Source organism: Streptococcus infantis SPAR10 (assembly GCF_000279535.1).
Lineage (GTDB): Bacteria > Bacillota > Bacilli > Lactobacillales > Streptococcaceae > Streptococcus > Streptococcus infantis_I.
The window spans coordinates 58214-75236 of sequence record NZ_ALCH01000003.1; the positions used below are offsets into that span (position 1 = coordinate 58214).

13 protein-coding genes are annotated in these 17023 nt (G+C 43.1%); 1 reads left to right on the forward strand and 12 read right to left on the reverse strand.

Annotated elements, in window-relative coordinates; genetic code table 11:
- Nucleotides 1-4: 4 nt before the first annotated feature.
- The gene (locus SPAR10_RS04700; protein WP_004251323.1) at nucleotides 5-2995 is read right to left on the reverse strand and encodes a type I restriction endonuclease subunit R; all 2991 of its coding nucleotides are present in this window, start codon (nucleotides 2993-2995) and stop codon (nucleotides 5-7) included.
- A gap of 155 nt (nucleotides 2996-3150) precedes the next feature.
- Between SPAR10_RS04700 and SPAR10_RS04705 the strand changes: the two genes are divergently transcribed.
- Nucleotides 3151-3771, forward strand: coding sequence for a TVP38/TMEM64 family protein (locus tag SPAR10_RS04705; protein WP_004251325.1), 621 nt, complete (start codon nucleotides 3151-3153; stop codon nucleotides 3769-3771).
- A gap of 41 nt (nucleotides 3772-3812) precedes the next feature.
- Here SPAR10_RS04705 and SPAR10_RS04710 read toward each other — a convergent pair whose 3' ends face one another.
- From SPAR10_RS04710 to SPAR10_RS04760, 11 genes are all read right to left on the reverse strand, one after another.
- Complete coding sequence (locus SPAR10_RS04710; RefSeq protein ID WP_004251327.1) at nucleotides 3813-4967, reverse strand: MFS transporter; 1155 nt, start codon at nucleotides 4965-4967, stop codon at nucleotides 3813-3815.
- 179 nt (nucleotides 4968-5146) lie between these two features.
- Nucleotides 5147-6073 carry a permease-like cell division protein FtsX gene (gene ftsX / locus SPAR10_RS04715; RefSeq protein ID WP_004251331.1) on the reverse strand — a complete coding sequence of 309 codons (927 nt, stop codon included), beginning with the start codon at nucleotides 6071-6073 and terminating at the stop codon, nucleotides 5147-5149.
- Nucleotides 6066-6758: a cell division ATP-binding protein FtsE gene (gene ftsE, locus SPAR10_RS04720; protein ID WP_004251332.1), complete on the reverse strand. Its 693-nt coding sequence runs from the start codon at nucleotides 6756-6758 to the stop codon at nucleotides 6066-6068. Before ftsE ends, ftsX begins: the two co-directional genes overlap by 8 nt.
- A 15-nt stretch (nucleotides 6759-6773) precedes the next feature.
- Nucleotides 6774-7869, reverse strand: a protein-coding gene (gene prfB, locus SPAR10_RS04725; RefSeq protein ID WP_100249482.1) for a peptide chain release factor 2 whose coding sequence is annotated in 2 segments (ribosomal slippage) — nucleotides 6774-7796 and nucleotides 7798-7869 — 1095 coding nt in all. Because the reading frame shifts where the segments join, the coding sequence is not laid out codon by codon here.
- A 177-nt stretch (nucleotides 7870-8046) separates the two neighbouring features.
- Nucleotides 8047-9306: a TRZ/ATZ family protein gene (locus tag SPAR10_RS04730; RefSeq protein ID WP_004251338.1), complete on the reverse strand. Its 1260-nt coding sequence runs from the start codon at nucleotides 9304-9306 to the stop codon at nucleotides 8047-8049.
- A gap of 177 nt (nucleotides 9307-9483) precedes the next feature.
- On the reverse strand, nucleotides 9484-10422 hold the full coding sequence (msrB, locus tag SPAR10_RS04735) for a peptide-methionine (R)-S-oxide reductase MsrB (RefSeq protein ID WP_004251340.1): 939 nt from the start codon (nucleotides 10420-10422) through the stop codon (nucleotides 9484-9486).
- 124 nt (nucleotides 10423-10546) lie between these two features.
- Nucleotides 10547-11416, reverse strand: a complete 870-nt coding sequence (gene thrB / locus SPAR10_RS04740; protein ID WP_004251344.1) for a homoserine kinase — start codon at nucleotides 11414-11416, stop codon at nucleotides 10547-10549.
- Nucleotide 11417: 1 nt separating this feature from the next.
- Nucleotides 11418-12704 carry a homoserine dehydrogenase gene (locus SPAR10_RS04745; RefSeq protein WP_004251347.1) on the reverse strand — a complete coding sequence of 429 codons (1287 nt, stop codon included), beginning with the start codon at nucleotides 12702-12704 and terminating at the stop codon, nucleotides 11418-11420.
- Between the two features lie 286 nt (nucleotides 12705-12990).
- Nucleotides 12991-13713, reverse strand: a complete 723-nt coding sequence (gene yaaA, locus SPAR10_RS04750; protein ID WP_004251349.1) for a peroxide stress protein YaaA — start codon at nucleotides 13711-13713, stop codon at nucleotides 12991-12993.
- Nucleotides 13714-13758: 45 nt separating this feature from the next.
- Nucleotides 13759-14169 carry a peptide deformylase gene (locus SPAR10_RS04755; protein WP_004251351.1) on the reverse strand — a complete coding sequence of 137 codons (411 nt, stop codon included), beginning with the start codon at nucleotides 14167-14169 and terminating at the stop codon, nucleotides 13759-13761.
- A 110-nt stretch (nucleotides 14170-14279) separates the two neighbouring features.
- A complete protein-coding gene (locus SPAR10_RS04760) occupies nucleotides 14280-16964 on the reverse strand; it encodes a cation-translocating P-type ATPase (protein ID WP_004251353.1) in 2685 nt (894 codons plus the stop codon).
- Nucleotides 16965-17023: the final 59 nt, after the last annotated feature.

The window sequence follows — 17023 nt, forward strand, 5'->3', positions numbered from 1 at the left end:
TCCTTTACCTTCCAACCCTCAACGGCTCAATCACCTCTTCAATCAGTTGGGTATAGGCTTCTTTGATTTGTTTTTTATATAGGAGTGGGTTGAGGGCATCTGACACCTCAACTTTATAGTCCTTGTAGCGCTGACTCTTGGTCAGTTGACTTTCTCCTAGTTGTTTTTTTGCACCCTTGCGGTAGTGATTGACATAGTAGCGAAGCTCGTCTTCACCCACATACCAGGTCTTACTAAAGTCTTGGATATGTTGCTGGATGACTGCTTCAATCATCTGGTCAAGGATATTGGCAATGGATTGACCTCTGTAGCGGTCTGGATTTGCCTGTACTTCTTGCCAAAGTTCTGAGATGATCTGTGCAAGGTTTGGATTGGTCTTCTTCAGACTTTGGATATAGGTATCCACTGCTTCTCTATCCTGTGCACTGAGACTCTTTTCCTGACTTTGCTCTTGCTCGATCAGACTTTGGATCAAGGTCAAGATATAGGCGTAGTTGATCTCATCTACTTGGATAGACTCTAGTTCATAGTGAATATCCAGTGGCTCCCCATCCTCATCACCATCTTCTGAACGACTTTTAAGTTCGGCAAGGATATTTTGATAGAAGCCTAGATAGGTTTCCAATTCTTCTGCGCTTAGTCCAGTCTCTGCATAGATTTCTTCCTCGTCATACTCTTTATAAACTCGGATAGAAGCCAAGTATTTATCAAAGGATTGATAAGCCTTGGCTAGTTTTCTCAATTCAGGTGTAGAGATTTGCTCGATTTGGAGTCCTTCTTCGGGATCATCGATGATGAGGTTTTGGAAGTCGCTACAACTTCTCAAAAAGTTTCTCTTTTCTTCTTCCCAGCTTGGTGCTAGGACATCATTTTCACCACCATTTGAGTAAAGCTTGAGGGCATTATCGACTGCTTCCTTAAAGGCTATAGGCTTTTGGAAGGTGATGATATGACCATAGGTCTTACTGGAGTCAAAGATCCGGTTGGTTCGGCTAAAGGCCTGAATCAAATCCTGCGGTTGCATTGGTTTACGATCGATAAAGAGGGTCGATAGACAAGGGGCATCAAATCCCGTTAAGAGACGATTGACCACGATAACCAAGTCCAACTGCTCATTACGGTAGAGATATTTATCTTGCTTACGGGCAAGGCGGTTATTGACATCGGTATTAAAACCACGAAGGTCCGCCATAGTAAAGTGAGTATCAAACTCTTGGTTATAGTCCTCTAGGACTTGCTTCATGTGGTCTTGGTTGGCTCTTGAGTCTTCTTCATTCTCCGTAACGGAGTAAGTGATGGTCGCCTTTGGAAAGTCTGGAAGTACCATCTTGACTCTCTCAGATACCTTGACTCGTGTCTGACCAGCCTTGACTTTTTTGAGGAGGTCATAGTAGGCTTGGGCTTGAGGGATAGACTTGACAGTGAGGATAGCATTGTAGGTATTGCCGACTCCTTTTTGGAAGCCTAGTTGTTGACGGGATTTATTGATAATAGCATCCAAGACTTCCAGCATGTGCTCCTCATTCTCATAGACACTATCAGGTAATTCATTTTCAGCCTGGTCTGTGATGAGGGTATTGCGATAGTCCACCTTAAAGCCTAGGACAGCTCCATCATGGATGGCTTCCTTGACCGTATACTCATGGAGACGGTCTCCATACTGTTGTTGGGTGGTTTGGGCGAGGTCGCCGACCTGCTGGCGTTTATTTTCCTTAAAGATGGGCGTGCCTGTAAATCCATACCAGAGAGACTGAGGGAAAAAGGTTTTAATGTCTTTTTGTGTTTGTGGTGTCACGGCACGGTGGCATTCATCCACGACAAAAGCCACTCGGAGACCCTTGATTTTGTCCGCATCTCGTTGGTAAAGTCCTTGATCAAACTTGCGCATCATGGTAGTGATTTTCTGGATGGTAGTTACCACGACACGCTTATCATTACTTCCTAAGCGCTTGATCAAATCATGTGTATTGTCTGTCTCATCGATATCAATGACATCATTGGTCGCATATGAGAGGAAGGATGAAGTGGTTTGTTGGTCCAAGTCCCTGCGGTCAACGACAAAAATCGTCTTTTGGATAGATGGAATTTGCAGGAGATTGCGAGCTACCTTATAAGAGGTCAAGGTCTTTCCTGAACCTGTCGTATGCCAAACATAGCCAGATGCTTGCTGGCGAGATGCTTCCTGCACCGCTTCGATGGCATGGATCTGATAGGGACGCAAAAGGATGAGAGATTTCTTGCTATCATCAATGACAGAATACTGCATGACCATCTGATGGGCACGAGGGATGGAAAGGACTTCGTGGGCAAAGCTGGTCAGATTTGTCACAGGGTGATTATTCTTATCCACCCACTTAGTTAGAAATTGCTTGTTAAGTTTATTTTCACGAGCTGCAGCAATATAGCGTGTGTCAACTTTATTGGTCACAACAAACATCTGCAAGCTAGAGTAGATACCACGGAATTTCCCTTCACGGTCATATTTTTTTATCTGATGAAAGGCATCGATGAAGGCTGCTTGGGAACTCTTGAGCTCGATCTGAATCATAGGCAAGCCATTGATAAGAAGAGTAACATCCAGTCTACGGTCTTGGTCCATAGGATTTACTTTTTCTCGTTGGACTTGATTGACAACTTCGTAGCTAGACTTTCCTGCTGCGATATTGTCACGCCAAATGACTGACAAACGGATGGTACCTAGACTTGCATCTTCTCTTTGAACCTCAACCTTGGCAATGCCATTTTCACCGACCAACCACTTAGCCGCATCATAGTAGCTGACAAAGTTTAGTTGGTTCTGAATCTGACGTTTTTCCTGTTCTGTCAAGGGATGGTCTGCCAGCAAAGCAACGTTGTTTTGGGCTAGTTTCTCAAAGAAATTGTCCCATAGTTGTTCTTCTGTTTTTAGGTCTTCTCTATAAGTCCATTGGCTTTCACCAGTTACCAGCTGGTTTATCAGTTGTTTTTCTATTTCCAGTTCTGGTTTTACCTGCATCTATATTTCTCCTTTTGGAAACCGCATTCTTCCTATCATTATATCATATTACAGGCAGAAAACGCCTTGCTGATCCTACTTCCCTCAGAAAAACCTTGTAGTCTTTCTCCCTAAAATATGGTATATTAGAATCATACTATACAAGAGGAGTTTACATGTCACACGATAAAGAACTGAAAGCTGTTTCTCCCCTTCTACAGCAAGCCATTCATATTTCCTCCATCATCGGTGGGGTTGGTACTCTAATATTCTGTATCTGGGCCTATCAGGCTGGTATCTTGCATTCTAAGGAAACCCTATCTGCCTTTATCCAACAGGCGGGTGTCTGGGGGCCACCACTCTTTATTTTTTTACAGATTTTGCAGACAGTTGTTCCTATCATTCCAGGTGCTTTAACCTCTGTTGCAGGTGTCTTTATCTATGGGCATGTCATCGGGACCATTTACAATTATATCGGTATTGTCATTGGTTGTGCCATTATCTTTTACTTGGTGCGTCTCTATGGAGCACCCTTTGTCCAGTCCATGGTCAGCAAGCGCACCTATGACAAGTATATCGGTTGGCTGGATGAGGGCAATCGCTTTGACCGATTCTTTATCTTTATGATGATTTGGCCAGTTAGTCCAGCAGATTTTCTCTGTATGTTGGCTGCTTTGACCAAGATGAGCTTCAAGCGGTATATGACCATTATCATCCTGACCAAACCCTTTACCCTGGTCGTTTACACTTATGGCTTGACCTACATCATCGATTACTTTTGGCATATGTTTGGCTAATAGACAAAAAACTCAAGGATTCGTCCTTGAGTTTTTCTTTGTTAGGCTTCTTTTTTCAATAAAAGGGAAACAAGCACTGATGTAGCAATCATCCATGCTCCTAGAATGATAAAGGTCATTCGACCATCTGTAGTTACCAAGCTAATCCCTGAAAGAACGAAGGGTGTTAATGATGCTCCAAAAGAACATCCCAAAACAGCATAGGAAGTTGCTTTGTTGAGGAGTTTTGCAGGAATTCGCTCAGATATCAACTGAAAGACTGTCGTCAGAGCGATACTGTAGGCAAATCCTCCCAGGATAGAACCTGCAACCACCACCCAGAGTGATGGGGAAAGAGCAATGATGATTTGCCCGATACCAAAAGTGACACCAGCGACCAATAGAAGTCTTTCCTTGAAGGTCGAAATCAGGAAAGAAAAGCTGATTCCAGCTAGAATCCCAATCAACTGCATGGCACTAAGTACCAAACTGGACAACTGAGCATCCCCAAACCCTGCCTCAATCATGAGACTAGGGATACGGAAGGTGATGGCCGTATTGGTACAAACAATCACTGCGGCTGCAATAGCAAGGAAGAAAATAAGCTTTTTCATAGAAGCAGTCAATCTTACTGCTTCTTCTGTCTGATGCTTGGACTCATGAACTTCTGCGTTTCCATAAGGGACAAAGAGAAGGAAGAGTACGAGAACTACTAGACCAGCTGCATAGGCTAGGAAGGTTGCTGTCCAGCCAAAGGCTAAGAGCTGACCGACTGCCAGTGTCAAGATGGATGCTCCTACGACTTCAGCCGATCCACGAAAACCAAGCATTTGGATACGAGTTTTGCCGTGGTAACGTTCACTGATGATCGAAATAGCCTTGGCATTGAGCATTCCTACTCCAAGCCCAAATAGCAAGCGGGTAGCAAAGACAAAGTAATAGCCCTGATACCAGAAAGGTGCCGTTCCACTGATGGATAAAATCAAGAGTCCCAAGGTCAACTGGAGACGTTCAGGAAAAATACGCTCTAAAACTCCGTTCAATAAAAGCATGGCCATAATCCCAAAGGATGGGAGGCTGACCAAGAGTTCGACCTGACCAGTCGAATAGCCCTGATAATAGTCAAACATAGCAGGCAGGGCACTCGAAATAGAAAACGATGTGATCAATACTAACGACAGGGAGAGTATGCTCACTTTTTCCAAAAATTGTTTCATCTTTTCCTCATTCATTGTTCATTTTTCATATTAGTAAAAAGGTCCTTCCCTATCATACACTCTTTAGCCAAAATTGGCAAGCGACTGAGCACCAAGACCAACAGAAAAAGCGGGGCATCAAGAGCTGTGAAGTCTTGATGACATCCCACTTTTTTATGTGTTTTATCCAGTTATGTGACTTAGATTTTCAAGAATCGACGCATTGAGATTCCTGAACCAAGTGAACCGATACAGATTCCGATGAGGAACAAGAGACCGATCATCAATGGAATAAAGGTATTCGGTGTAATCAAAGATAGGTTTTGACCAACCAAGGATGGGTTGACAGATTGGAACACTCGGTTATAGATAAAGTAAACCAATGCTGATGGAAGAGCTGCTCCCAACAATCCGATAAAGGCACCTTCTAGCAAGAATGGGCCACGGATATAACCGTTCTTGGCACCAACCAAACGCATGATTTGGATTTCACGGCTACGTGAAATGATGGTAATACGGATGGTATTTGAAATCAAGAAGACTGCGATGAAGATCAAGAGTCCAGCGATGACCAATCCCCATACACGGATGAAGGAAGCCAACTTGAAGAGACGTTCGGTATTGGCACCACCGTCTTGAACTTCAGAGACACCTTCGATTTTCTTAGCTTCTTCAGCGACTGGTTTTACATCACTTGGTGAATTGGTATCTACGATGTAGGCATCATGAAGAGGATTTGCATCTCCTTCAAACACCTTCCACTCGTCACCCATAGTTTCAGTCAGCTTTTGGTACTGCTCTTCTTTACTTGAGAAGGTTACATTTTTTACGGCTGGCAGAGCTTTAAGGGCGTTATAGACCTTGTGGTAGTCATTGTTCGTGACTGTTTGGCCTTCTTTTACAATGGTTTCACTGTTGTCTTCAACGTCTTTACGAACATAAACCATGACGCGGACGTTGTTCTCAATATCAGTTGCTAATTTCGCAGTATTGAAGATAACTGAAGCAAAGATAGCAACCAAGGTCAAGGTAATCATTACTGAACTGACAGCAGCAATGGTCATCCATCCATTACGCTTTAAACTTTTTAAAGCTTCGAACAGATGGCGGAAAAATCTACTAATCATCGTATCCGTACTCTCCTTTCGCTTCATCACGTACCACGCGACCATTCTCGATGGCAATAACGCGGTGGCGCAAGGTATTTACGATTTGGCTGTTGTGGGTCGCCATCAAAACAGTTGTCCCTTGAAGATTGATACGTTCCAAGAGGTTCATGATTTCCCATGAGTTATCTGGGTCCAAGTTTCCTGTTGGTTCGTCGGCAATCAAAACCTTAGGATTGTTTACGATAGCACGCGCAATGGCGATACGTTGTTGCTCACCACCTGAAAGTTCATTCGGGAATGAACGAACCTTGTGCTTCAAACCGACAAGGTCCAAGACTTCCATAACACGTTTTTTGATGTTACGACGACTTTCACCAACAACCTCCATGGCGTAAGCAATGTTCTCATAAACGGTTTTCTTTGGCAAAAGTTTGTAATCCTGAAAGACTACTCCAACGTTTCTACGCAAGAACGGAATATCTTTCTTTTTAATCTTAACGAGGTTATATCCCGCAACTTGCAAGCTTCCTTTGTCGATTTTGACCTCACGATACAAGGCACGGATAAAAGTTGATTTACCAGCACCTGAAGGTCCTACGATGTAGGCAAATTCTCCTGCATCGATATTTACAGTGATGCCACGTAGGGCTGTTGTCCCGTTGTCGTATTTTTTGACAACATCTCTCATTTCAATGATTGACATGTGACTTCCTTTCTTTTAACTGATACGCCATTTCAGATAAGCATCAATGAAACCATCTAGGTCTCCATCCATTACCTTATCTACTTGCGCTACTTCAAAGTTGGTACGATGGTCTTTTACCATTGTATAAGGCGTAAATACATAGGAGCGGATTTGGCTTCCCCATGTAATTTCCTTTTTCTCACCCTTGAGCGAGTCTACCTCAGCAGCTTTCTTTTCCTGCTCCATCTGATAGAGTTTTGCCTGAAGCATCTTCATAGCACGGTCACGGTTTCCGTACTGAGTACGGTCGACGGTTGATGCTACGACGATCCCTGTCGGAATGTGAGTCAAGCGGACACCTGTTGAAACCTTGTTGACGTTTTGTCCACCTGCTCCACCTGAACGGAAGGTATCCATCTTGATATCATCCTCACGGATGTCAACTTCGATGGTATCATCCAACTCTGGCATAACTTCTACAGAAGTAAATGAGGTGTGGCGACGTTTAGCAGAGTCAAATGGTGAGATACGGACCAAACGGTGAACTCCCATCTCTGACTTGAGAAGACCATAAGCATTTGGTCCTTCAAAAGACAAGGTTACTGACTTGATTCCTGCCTCATCACCTGCTTGGTAGTCTAAGACCTCAACTTTGAAGCCTTTGGCATTTCCATAGCGAGTATACATACGAAGGAGCATATCGCCCCAGTCTTGAGCCTCTGTCCCCCCTGAACCAGGATGGATTTCAAGGATGGCATTGTTGTGATCATAGGGTTCTGACAAGAGAAGGGTCATTTCGTAGCTAGTCATCATCTGATCTAACTCATCGAGTTTTTCAACCAACTCATCCTTAACGGATTCATCCTCTGCCAAAAAGTCCAGTAAAATTTCAACTTCATCCTGCAACTCATCCATCTTGTGGAAGGTATTATAGGTATTTTTGAGTTCGTTTAATTCTTGCGACGTTTTTTGGGCCGCAATATTATCGTTCCAAAAATCAGGTTCTGTCATTTTGTTTTCCAAAATGGCAATTTCTTCCTCTAAACCTTCGAGGTCAAAGAGACCCCCTGAAAGAAGCTAATTTTTCACGATTTGCGTCAATTTTTTGACGAATTTCTGAAATGTCCATACATACTCCTTTAATTGTATCGTTTTATTATACCATAATTTTTTTATTTATCTAATCGGTGTTTTTCTATTTTAGTATCAATATATTTTGCAAGACATCTACTGACCTTATTTCTAGCAAAAATCTAAAAACCTCACAAGAAATTTCCTATGAGATTTCGTAAATTTATACTACTTTTTACAAGTTAACAGTCAGCACTTGGCCGTCTTTCACGACTTGCTCACCAGCGATATAGACATCATTAACATCACTGGATTTGACGGCATAAACGAGGTGAGACAGCATGTTTTCTTGAGGTTGGAGATGGATTTTGCCTTGGGGTTGGATGACGAGGAAATCAGCTTGCTTGCCGACTTCCAAACTACCAATCTCATCTGCCATTCCTAACACCTTAGCACCCTCGATTGTCAAGGCCTTGAGGGCAGTTTCGATTGGAAATTGGCTGGCATCGCCATTCTTCATTTTCTGTAAGAGTGCTGCCGTCCGCCCTTCCTCAAACATATCCAGGTTATTGTTAGAAGCAACTGAATCTGTCGCAATACCAACTGCTACTCCTGCCTTTTGAAGTTGGACGACTGGTGCAATCCCTGAGGCTAATTTGAGGTTGCTGATAGGATTGTGGGCGATAGCAACTTGCGAATCTGCCAAGCGGGCAATCTCTGCTTCATTTAACTCCACACCATGAGCAAAGACAGCTTTATGATCTAAATATCCGAGTTCATCTAGAAAGGCTAATGGGCGTTTGCCATAGCGTTTCAGAATAATGCCTGACTCTTCCTGTGTTTCTGCAACATGGATATGAAGAGGAATGTTTTCTTCTTTTGCTAGCTCAAGACTTACCTCCAGCAAATCTCGGCTACAACTATAGGGCGAATGGGGAGCTACCATAACCTTGAACTTGGGATCCTGGTAGCCTTTGATTGTCTCGATAACAGCTCGAGTTCTAGCTATAGTTTCAGCCGTCGTCTCCACATCTGAAGAAAAGAGGGTTGGAGAAAAATAACAACGCATCTTGGATGCCTTGACTGCCTCATAAATCTCAGCTATATCCACTCCATTAGGATTGTACATGTCGTTGAAGGTTGTTGTTCCAGACTGGAGCATTTCTGTTAGCGCCTCTTTGACGGCCTTTGTAGTCATCTCTGGTGTGAATTCTGCTTCTGCTGGCCAGATATAGTCCTCTAGCCATTCGTGGAGATTGCTATCATCACGAATCCCTCTCAAGCCTGTCATGGCAGAGTGAGTATGGCAGTTAACCAAGCCAGGCATAATCCAGGCACCCTGATAGTCTATGATTTGATCTGCTTGTTTAAGAATCTCTTGATTTTCCTGACTGACATAGACGATTTGGGATTCTTTAATAGCCAAAATCCCATCCAAATAGACGTGGAAATCTTGGTCACAAGTCACGATATTTACATGCTGAAAGACTTTCATCCCTAGGCTCCTTTTCTATATAAGTGTTCATACTGGATAATTTTTCTAGCTATTGTAACAAAAAAGTCACCCGAAGGCAACTTTTCTTATTGTTTATGGGGTTTAAAGTAAGAAAGTAAGTGTTTCATGAGTCCCTTCTATTTCCAAAATGAAGAAGGTGGAAAAACCACCATCTTTTTACTTATTCAAATATGGAAGCAGGTAGCCGTAGCCGGCTTCCTCCATTTCATCCTTAGCAATGAATCGTAAAGAGGCAGAATTGATACAATAGCGTAAACCACCTAGTTCCTGAGGTCCGTCTGTAAAGACATGTCCCAAGTGAGCATTCCCTGAACGTGAACGGACTTCGATACGTTCCATACCATGACTCAAGTCCTGGTAGTAATGAATGAGTTCCTTGGAAATAGGACGGCTAAAGCTTGGCCAACCACAGCCTGAGGCAAACTTATCCTTGGCAAAGAAGAGAGGCTCACCAGTCGTGATATCGACATAAATTCCTTCCTCAAAAGTTTGATCATAAGCATTGCTAAAAGGAGCTTCCGTTGCTGCCTCTTGCGTTACTCTATAGGACTCTTCTGACAAATTTTCTCTTAAAACTGCCTGACTCGGTTTTTCATAGTTGACGGCATCTATCAGTGGTTTCTCAGCATCCCTCACATCGATATGGCAATAGCCACCAGGATTTTTCTTGAGATAGTCTTGGTGATAGTCTTCAGCCAAGATGTAGTGACGTAGTTTCTCCACTTCCACTGCAATTTTACGACCGATGAGGAGTTCTTGTTCGCGAACTACTGTATTGATCGTTGGTAGATCAGCTTCTTCTAGGTAATAAATCCCTGTGCGGTATTGACGACCACGGTCATTCCCTTGTTGGTTGACAGATAGTGGATCAATGACTCGGAAATAATAGAGCAAGATCTCACGAAGCGATACCACCTTTTCATCGTAGACGACTTGCACAGTCTCTGCGTGATCTGTTTCTTTGATCAGTTGATAATTGGTGGTTTCTACCTGACCATTGGCATAACCAACACTGGTTTGTAGCACTCCAGAAATACGTGAGAAGTACTCTTCTAAGCCCCAAAAACAACCACCTGCTAAATATATTTCTGCCATTTCAAATCCTCCTTGACCATCTGTCGGTCGACAAAACTGGGAATCATTTCATATCCCATGTTTCATTTTCAAAAAAAGGACAGGAAGCCCTCTAATAGAGAGTTTCCCCATCCTATTGTTCTGTTTATTTTTCTTCGACGCGAACGCCTTGTGTATCTACTTGCAACTCATGAAGCTTGCCTTTGAAAGGCTGCTTTTCAAGATCAGCCTTAATCTTAGGCATCTTGTCAAGATCAGCCAAGACCATAACAGTCGGACCAGCACCAGAGAGGTAGGTCGCATAAGCACCATTTCTCTTGGCAACTTTCTTGATCGACGCAAATTCTCTCACCAGTTCTTGACGGTAACGCTCATGGAAAAGGTCACTCTCAATCGCCTGACCTGCTTTGACCATATCTCCAGTCAGTAGGGCTGCGATAGCCACATTGGCAATAGAACTTGCCGCAACAGCTTCCTTGTAAGATAGTTTCTTGGGCAAGACACCACGACTATCTCGAGTTCGCAATTCATAGTTTGGAATATAAGCTAGAAAAGCACACTCTGGGAAAGGCGCCACAACAGCTGAAACCTGACCTTCTACCGAACTAGCAATTACGAGATTTCCATAGATAGCAGGTGCAACATTATCAGGATGTCCTTCAATCTTGGTTGCCAATTGTAACTTATCATGATCAGTTAATTTGAGATTTCCTAATTGATTTGCCAGTTCAATTCCAGCAACAATGACCGAGCTCGATGAACCTAGTCCACGCGCAAGAGGAATATCACTGACCATCTTCAGACGTCTAGGTTGGAGGTCTGGAGCAATTTGTAGAGCAATCTTCAGCAAAAGATTACGTTCATCACGTGGAATCCATTTACCTAATTGGTGCTCAATCATCCATTCTTCACGTTCCTCACAAACCTGAATTTCTAGATACTTAGTTACAGCTACACCAACAGAGTCAAAGCCAGGACCCACATTGGCACTTGTAGCAGGTACAATAATCTTCATCTTAGTCTCCTAAAACCTTGAAGGTGTTGAGAAGTTCAAACTCGGCTACCGCCTTCAAAGCGTCTGTAATATTTTCAAGCTGCGCCTTGTTGATCTTATGGCTGATGATGACAACACGAGCCTTGCCTTCTTGCTTACCATCTTGAAGGATTTGCTTGAAGGAAATATCTTCCGCATTAAAGAGCTCAGCCAATTTCAAAACTTGACCTTTTGAGTCTGGAGCCAAGATTGAGAAATAATAGTTAGCTTTGACATCTTCTGGCTTAGCCAAGACTACTGGACGGCTGTATTCATTAAAGGCTTTTCCAATTGTTCCATCATTCAAACGACGAACGATGCGGGCAATATCAGCCACAACACTTGTTGCAGTTGGTTTTTGACCAGCACCTGGTCCATAGTACATAGACTCGCCGATACCGATAGACTCTACAAAGACTGCATTCATAACACCATTAACACTTGCAAGTGGATGTACTTTAGGAAGGAAGGTTGGCGTAACCTCAGCAGCGATTCCTGAAGCTGTTTCTTCGATAGAACCAACCAGCTTGACTACATAACCAAGTTCTTGGGCTACTGCTACATCTTCTGGAGTGATGTTGCGAATTCCTTGGTGGGCAACATCTTCAAATTTAACATTCATTCCAAAGGCGAACTGACTGAGGATGACCATCTTGTAAGCCGCATCAATCCCATCAACGTCATTGGTAGGGTCGCTCTCAGCAAAGCCAAGTCGTTGAGCTTCTGCCAAAGCATCTTCATAAGACCAGCCTTCTGTTACCATTTTGGTCATCATAAAGTTAGATGTTCCGTTGACAACACCAAGAACACGTGTGATTTTGTCTGATGCTAGTGAGTTGACCAAGGTACGAAGGATTGGGATTCCTCCTGCAACAGCTGCTTCGTAGTAGAGGGCAACATTGTGAGCTTTGGCTACCTCAAGCAATTCTGCACCATGGACTGCCAAAAGGTCCTTGTTAGCTGTCACGACGTGTTTCCCTGCTTCTAAGGCACGAGTGATAAATGTTTTAGCAGGTTCGATACGCCCCATCAACTCAACAACGATCGTGATGTCTTTGTCTGACAAGATTTCATCGATATTTGTTACAAAATTAAAATCATTTCCTGCTTCAAGCAAGCGGGTTTTCTCTTGATCGTCTTTGACCAAAACTTTAGCTACTTCAATTTCTGACTGAGCCGCTTGAACAATTTTTTCTTTATTTTCCTTTAGCAAGAATGGTACGCCACTGGCAACTGTACCAAATCCAAGTAAAGCAATCTTAACTGACATGTTTGTCTCCTCGAAATTTTCTAATAGTCCTATTATACCAAAATTGTGTGAAAATTCCTACCATTCTAAACTAAAAATAGGATCATCAAATCACAAAAAAGGGCTGGGACAAAAGTCCTAGCCTCTCATTTGTCTATGGATTGTCGAGCAAGACGCAGTGGTTGAGTGGGCTCCACTACGCTGATTTCATCAGCTTTTACAGCCCTACTCAACTGTGCGGAGGTTGGACGACGAAATCGAATTCTAACGAATTACCGATTTCTGTCCCACTCTCTCTATTTCCTATCTATTTCACAAAAGCCAATTCCTTGTCACTAGACAAGTCTTCTCGATAATTGAAACCCGCAAAGCTGAGCTTTTTAATCTCTTCAACTGAGGTTACCTGATTTTCCGTCAAAGATGTTAAGAAGGCGCCTCTAGCTTTTTTCGAAATGGTTGAATGGATTTTTAGTTTCCCATCTCTATCTTCCATAAACTTAAAGGTCACCATTTTTTCACGGATTTCTTTAGGAAAAACATTCTCAAATTCTGATGACAAGAGAGAAAAGATTAACTCCTGGTCTTTCATTGACTCCTCATAGGCTGACTGCCAATGACTTTTCAAGCTTTTTCCAGCGACTTTTAGTTTCATCAAAAAGTCCAGTCTGTGAGGCGCAATCGGTTCAAAGGCTGGAATCACACCATAGAAAGCTGACGTTATCATGAGGTGTTTCTCGAGATATGTTTGCTCCTCCTTGGTGAGATCGTCCCGTTTGATGTTGCGATACATGAGTCCATCAAAGAGGTGCAAGGCTGGATAGTTTGTCGCAGTTTCATTTTTCAAGGCCTGGATATGGTCATACTCCTCTTGCGCTTTTTCGGCAGATATTTTGTAAAAACTCTCCAGCTCTTGGGCAGAATATCTGGCCAATTCATCCAGCACTGCCTGACTTTCAGGAGGCAATGGTTTAGCCTCTAAACTAGGGATTTCGGTATTCATTTCTTTTGCGGTTGGGATTAGAATTTTCATAGTGTTAGTGTAGCATATTTTTTTAGGACTACCAAGGATTTGCACCTAAATAATACGACCTTCTAAATGATCCAATTCATGCTGACAAATCTGAGCAGGAAATCCTGTCAGGGTAACGGTTTGCTCTTGCCAATGGATATCTCTGTAGCTTACTGTAATCTTCTCATACCTAGTTGTCGGTCTTACACCTGTCAAAGACAAACAACCTTCCTCTGTCTCGTATGCTCCTTCAAAAGATTGGAGAACTGGATTAAACATAACCATGGGAATCATTCCGATATTAAAAATAATGACGCGTTTTTGTACCCCAATCATATTGGCCGCTAGTCCAACACAGCTTTCTCGGTTAGCCAATAGGGTATCCTGCAAATCCTTTGCTAGGGGTAGATCTTCCTGACTTGCAGGCTGGGATACCTGCGACAAAAACAAGATATCTTTTACAATTTTCTTTTCCAAGACTCTTTCCTCCATACGATATCAGTCTACTTGATTATAGCACAAAATCTTTGGCAGTTTATCTTTATATATAAACAAAAAGCCATCCGAAGATGACTTTTCATGATTGTTTAAATAGCGTTTTTATCTTTTCCAAGCGCTCGTTGGACTGCTTTAACAATCTCAACAAGGACCACGATCATAAGTGCTCCTACGGCAACAACCATCCATTGAGTCAAGCTCAAGTTTGAAACGTGGAAGAGATTATTAAATCCAGGAACCAAAATTGTCACCACAAAGAGTACAAAGGCAACTGGGATAGACCAGTTAAAGGTCTTGTTGGTAAAGAGTCCCACTTTAAAGATTGATTGGTAAACCGACTTAACGTTAAAGGCATGGAGCAATTGGATCAAACCGAGAGTTGCAAAAGCCATGGTAAGGGCATCCGCATGGATTTCAGTATGACTTTGGTGCTCTGGGAAGAGAAGAGCCCAACCATAAACACCTAAAACTAGCATCGTTTGGAAGATCCCTTGATAAATGATTGCTCCGAAGACACCACCATCAAAGAAGTTAGACTTACGGCCACGCGGTTTGTGAGTCATAACGCCTGGCTCAGCTGGTTCCACACCAAGGGCGATGGCTGGTAGCGTATCTGTTACCAAGTTAATCCATAGCAAATGCACTGGTTGAAGCACATCCCAACCTAACAAGGTAGCAAAGAAGATGGTGAAGACTTCAGCCATATTAGCAGACAAGAGGTATTGGATTGATTTTTGGATATTGGAGAAGACTTTACGTCCTTCTTCTACCGCTACGATAATGGTTGCAAAGTTATCATCGGCGAGGACCATATCAGAAGCTCCCTTAGAAACCTCTGTACCTGTAATCCCCATACCGATACCGATGTCAGCTGTCTTAAGTGATGGTGCATCGTTGACCCCGTCACCTGTCATGGCAACAACCTTACCTTCTTTTTGCCATGCTTTCACGATACGAACCTTGTGTTCAGGAGATACACGCGCGTAGACAGAGTATTGCTTGAAGACTTTTTGGAATTCTTCATCCGTGAGTTCATTCAACTCAGCACCAGTGAAGACATGGTCTTCTGTGTCATTTGGATCGATGATTCCGAGACGTTTGGCAATAGCTTCCGCTGTATCTTGGTGGTCACCTGTGATCATGATTGGACGGATACCTGCTTCTTTAGCGACACGGACAGCTTCTGCTGCTTCAGGACGTTCAGGGTCAATCATGCCGACCAAACCAGAGAAGATGAGGTCAGACTCAACGATTTCAGATTCCAAGGTTGGGATTTCGTTGCTTGTCTTGTAAGCCATCATCAAGACACGAAGGGCTTGTTTAGCCAAGTCTTTATTGGTGGCAAGGATAGCATTTTTATCCTCTTCTGTGATTGGACGAACTTCCCCATTGACTTCAATACGAGTCACGCGCTTGAGCAATTGATCAGGCGCACCCTTCACAGCGATAAAGTAAGAACCGTCTGTTTCCTTATGAATGGTAGACATGAGTTTACGGTCTGAGTCAAATGGCAATTCAGCCACACGTGGCTCATCCTTCAAGACTTCACGAACATCAAAGTTGTGGTCCAAACCAAACTGTACAAGAGCTGTCTCAGTTGGGTCACCAATCAACTTACCAGATGGATCCACCTTGGTATCATTGGCAAAGTTCATGATACGTAGGGTATTGTTGCTAGCAGCAATTTCAGATGCCGAGCTTTGCAATTGACCGTTGGTATAAACTTTTTCAACCGTCATTTGGTTCATGGTCAAAGTACCTGTTTTATCAGATGCAATGATTTCTGTTGAACCAAGCGTTTCAACCGCTGGCAATTTACGGACGATTGAATTCCGTTTTGCAAGGGTTGTAGTCCCCAATGATAGAACGATGGTTACAATGGCAGGGAGACCTTCTGGAATCGCCGCAACCGCAAGGGCAACCGCCACCATCAAGCCTTCTAATGGATGTTCACCACGAACAAAGACACCAACCAAGAAGGTAATAACTGCAATCACAATGATTAAGTAAGTCAAGGCCTTAGATAATTGTTCCAAGCTTTGCTTCAATGGTGTTTCTGTCTCATCAGCATTGGCCAACATGTCCGCAATCTTACCAACTTCAGTATACATACCAGTGTTAGTCACGACACCAATACCACGACCGTAAGTTACGTTTGAGTTTTGGTAACCCATATTAACTCGGTCCCCAATACCAGCATCTGCTTCTACCATTTGAGTAATATCCTTTTCAACCGGTACAGACTCACCAGTAAGAGCAGCTTCTTCGATTTTAAGAGACGCCGCTTCAAGCAAACGCATATCGGCAGGCACCACATCTCCAGCTTCTAGCAAGACGATGTCCCCAGGCACCAATTCTTTTGAGTCAATCTCAATAACATGACCATCACGACGAACACGAGCCATCGGGCTAGACATATTTTTCAGAGCTTCAATGGCTGCTTCTGCTTGCCCTTCCTGGTAAACCCCAAAGGCAGCATTCAAGACAACAACGGCCAAGATGATAATGGCATCCGTTAGACCGTCCATTCCTTCTGTAATCACAGAAAGTGCCGCTGCCGCAAGCAAGATGATAATCATCAAATCCTTAAATTGATCAAGGAATTTAGCTAGTAGGCTACGTTTCTCTCCCTCTTCCAACTCATTACGACCATAAGTCGCTAGTCGTTCTTGAGCTTGAGCCGTTGACAAACCTTCGATAGATGAGTCCAAGTTCTTTAGGACTTCTTCTGAGGTTTGTGTGTAAAACAAGTCTTTATTTTGTTCTTTTGACAAAACAGTCTCCTCCTTTTTGGCCTCTTTTTACAAAAAAAGAGACCTGTTTTTTAAAAAAA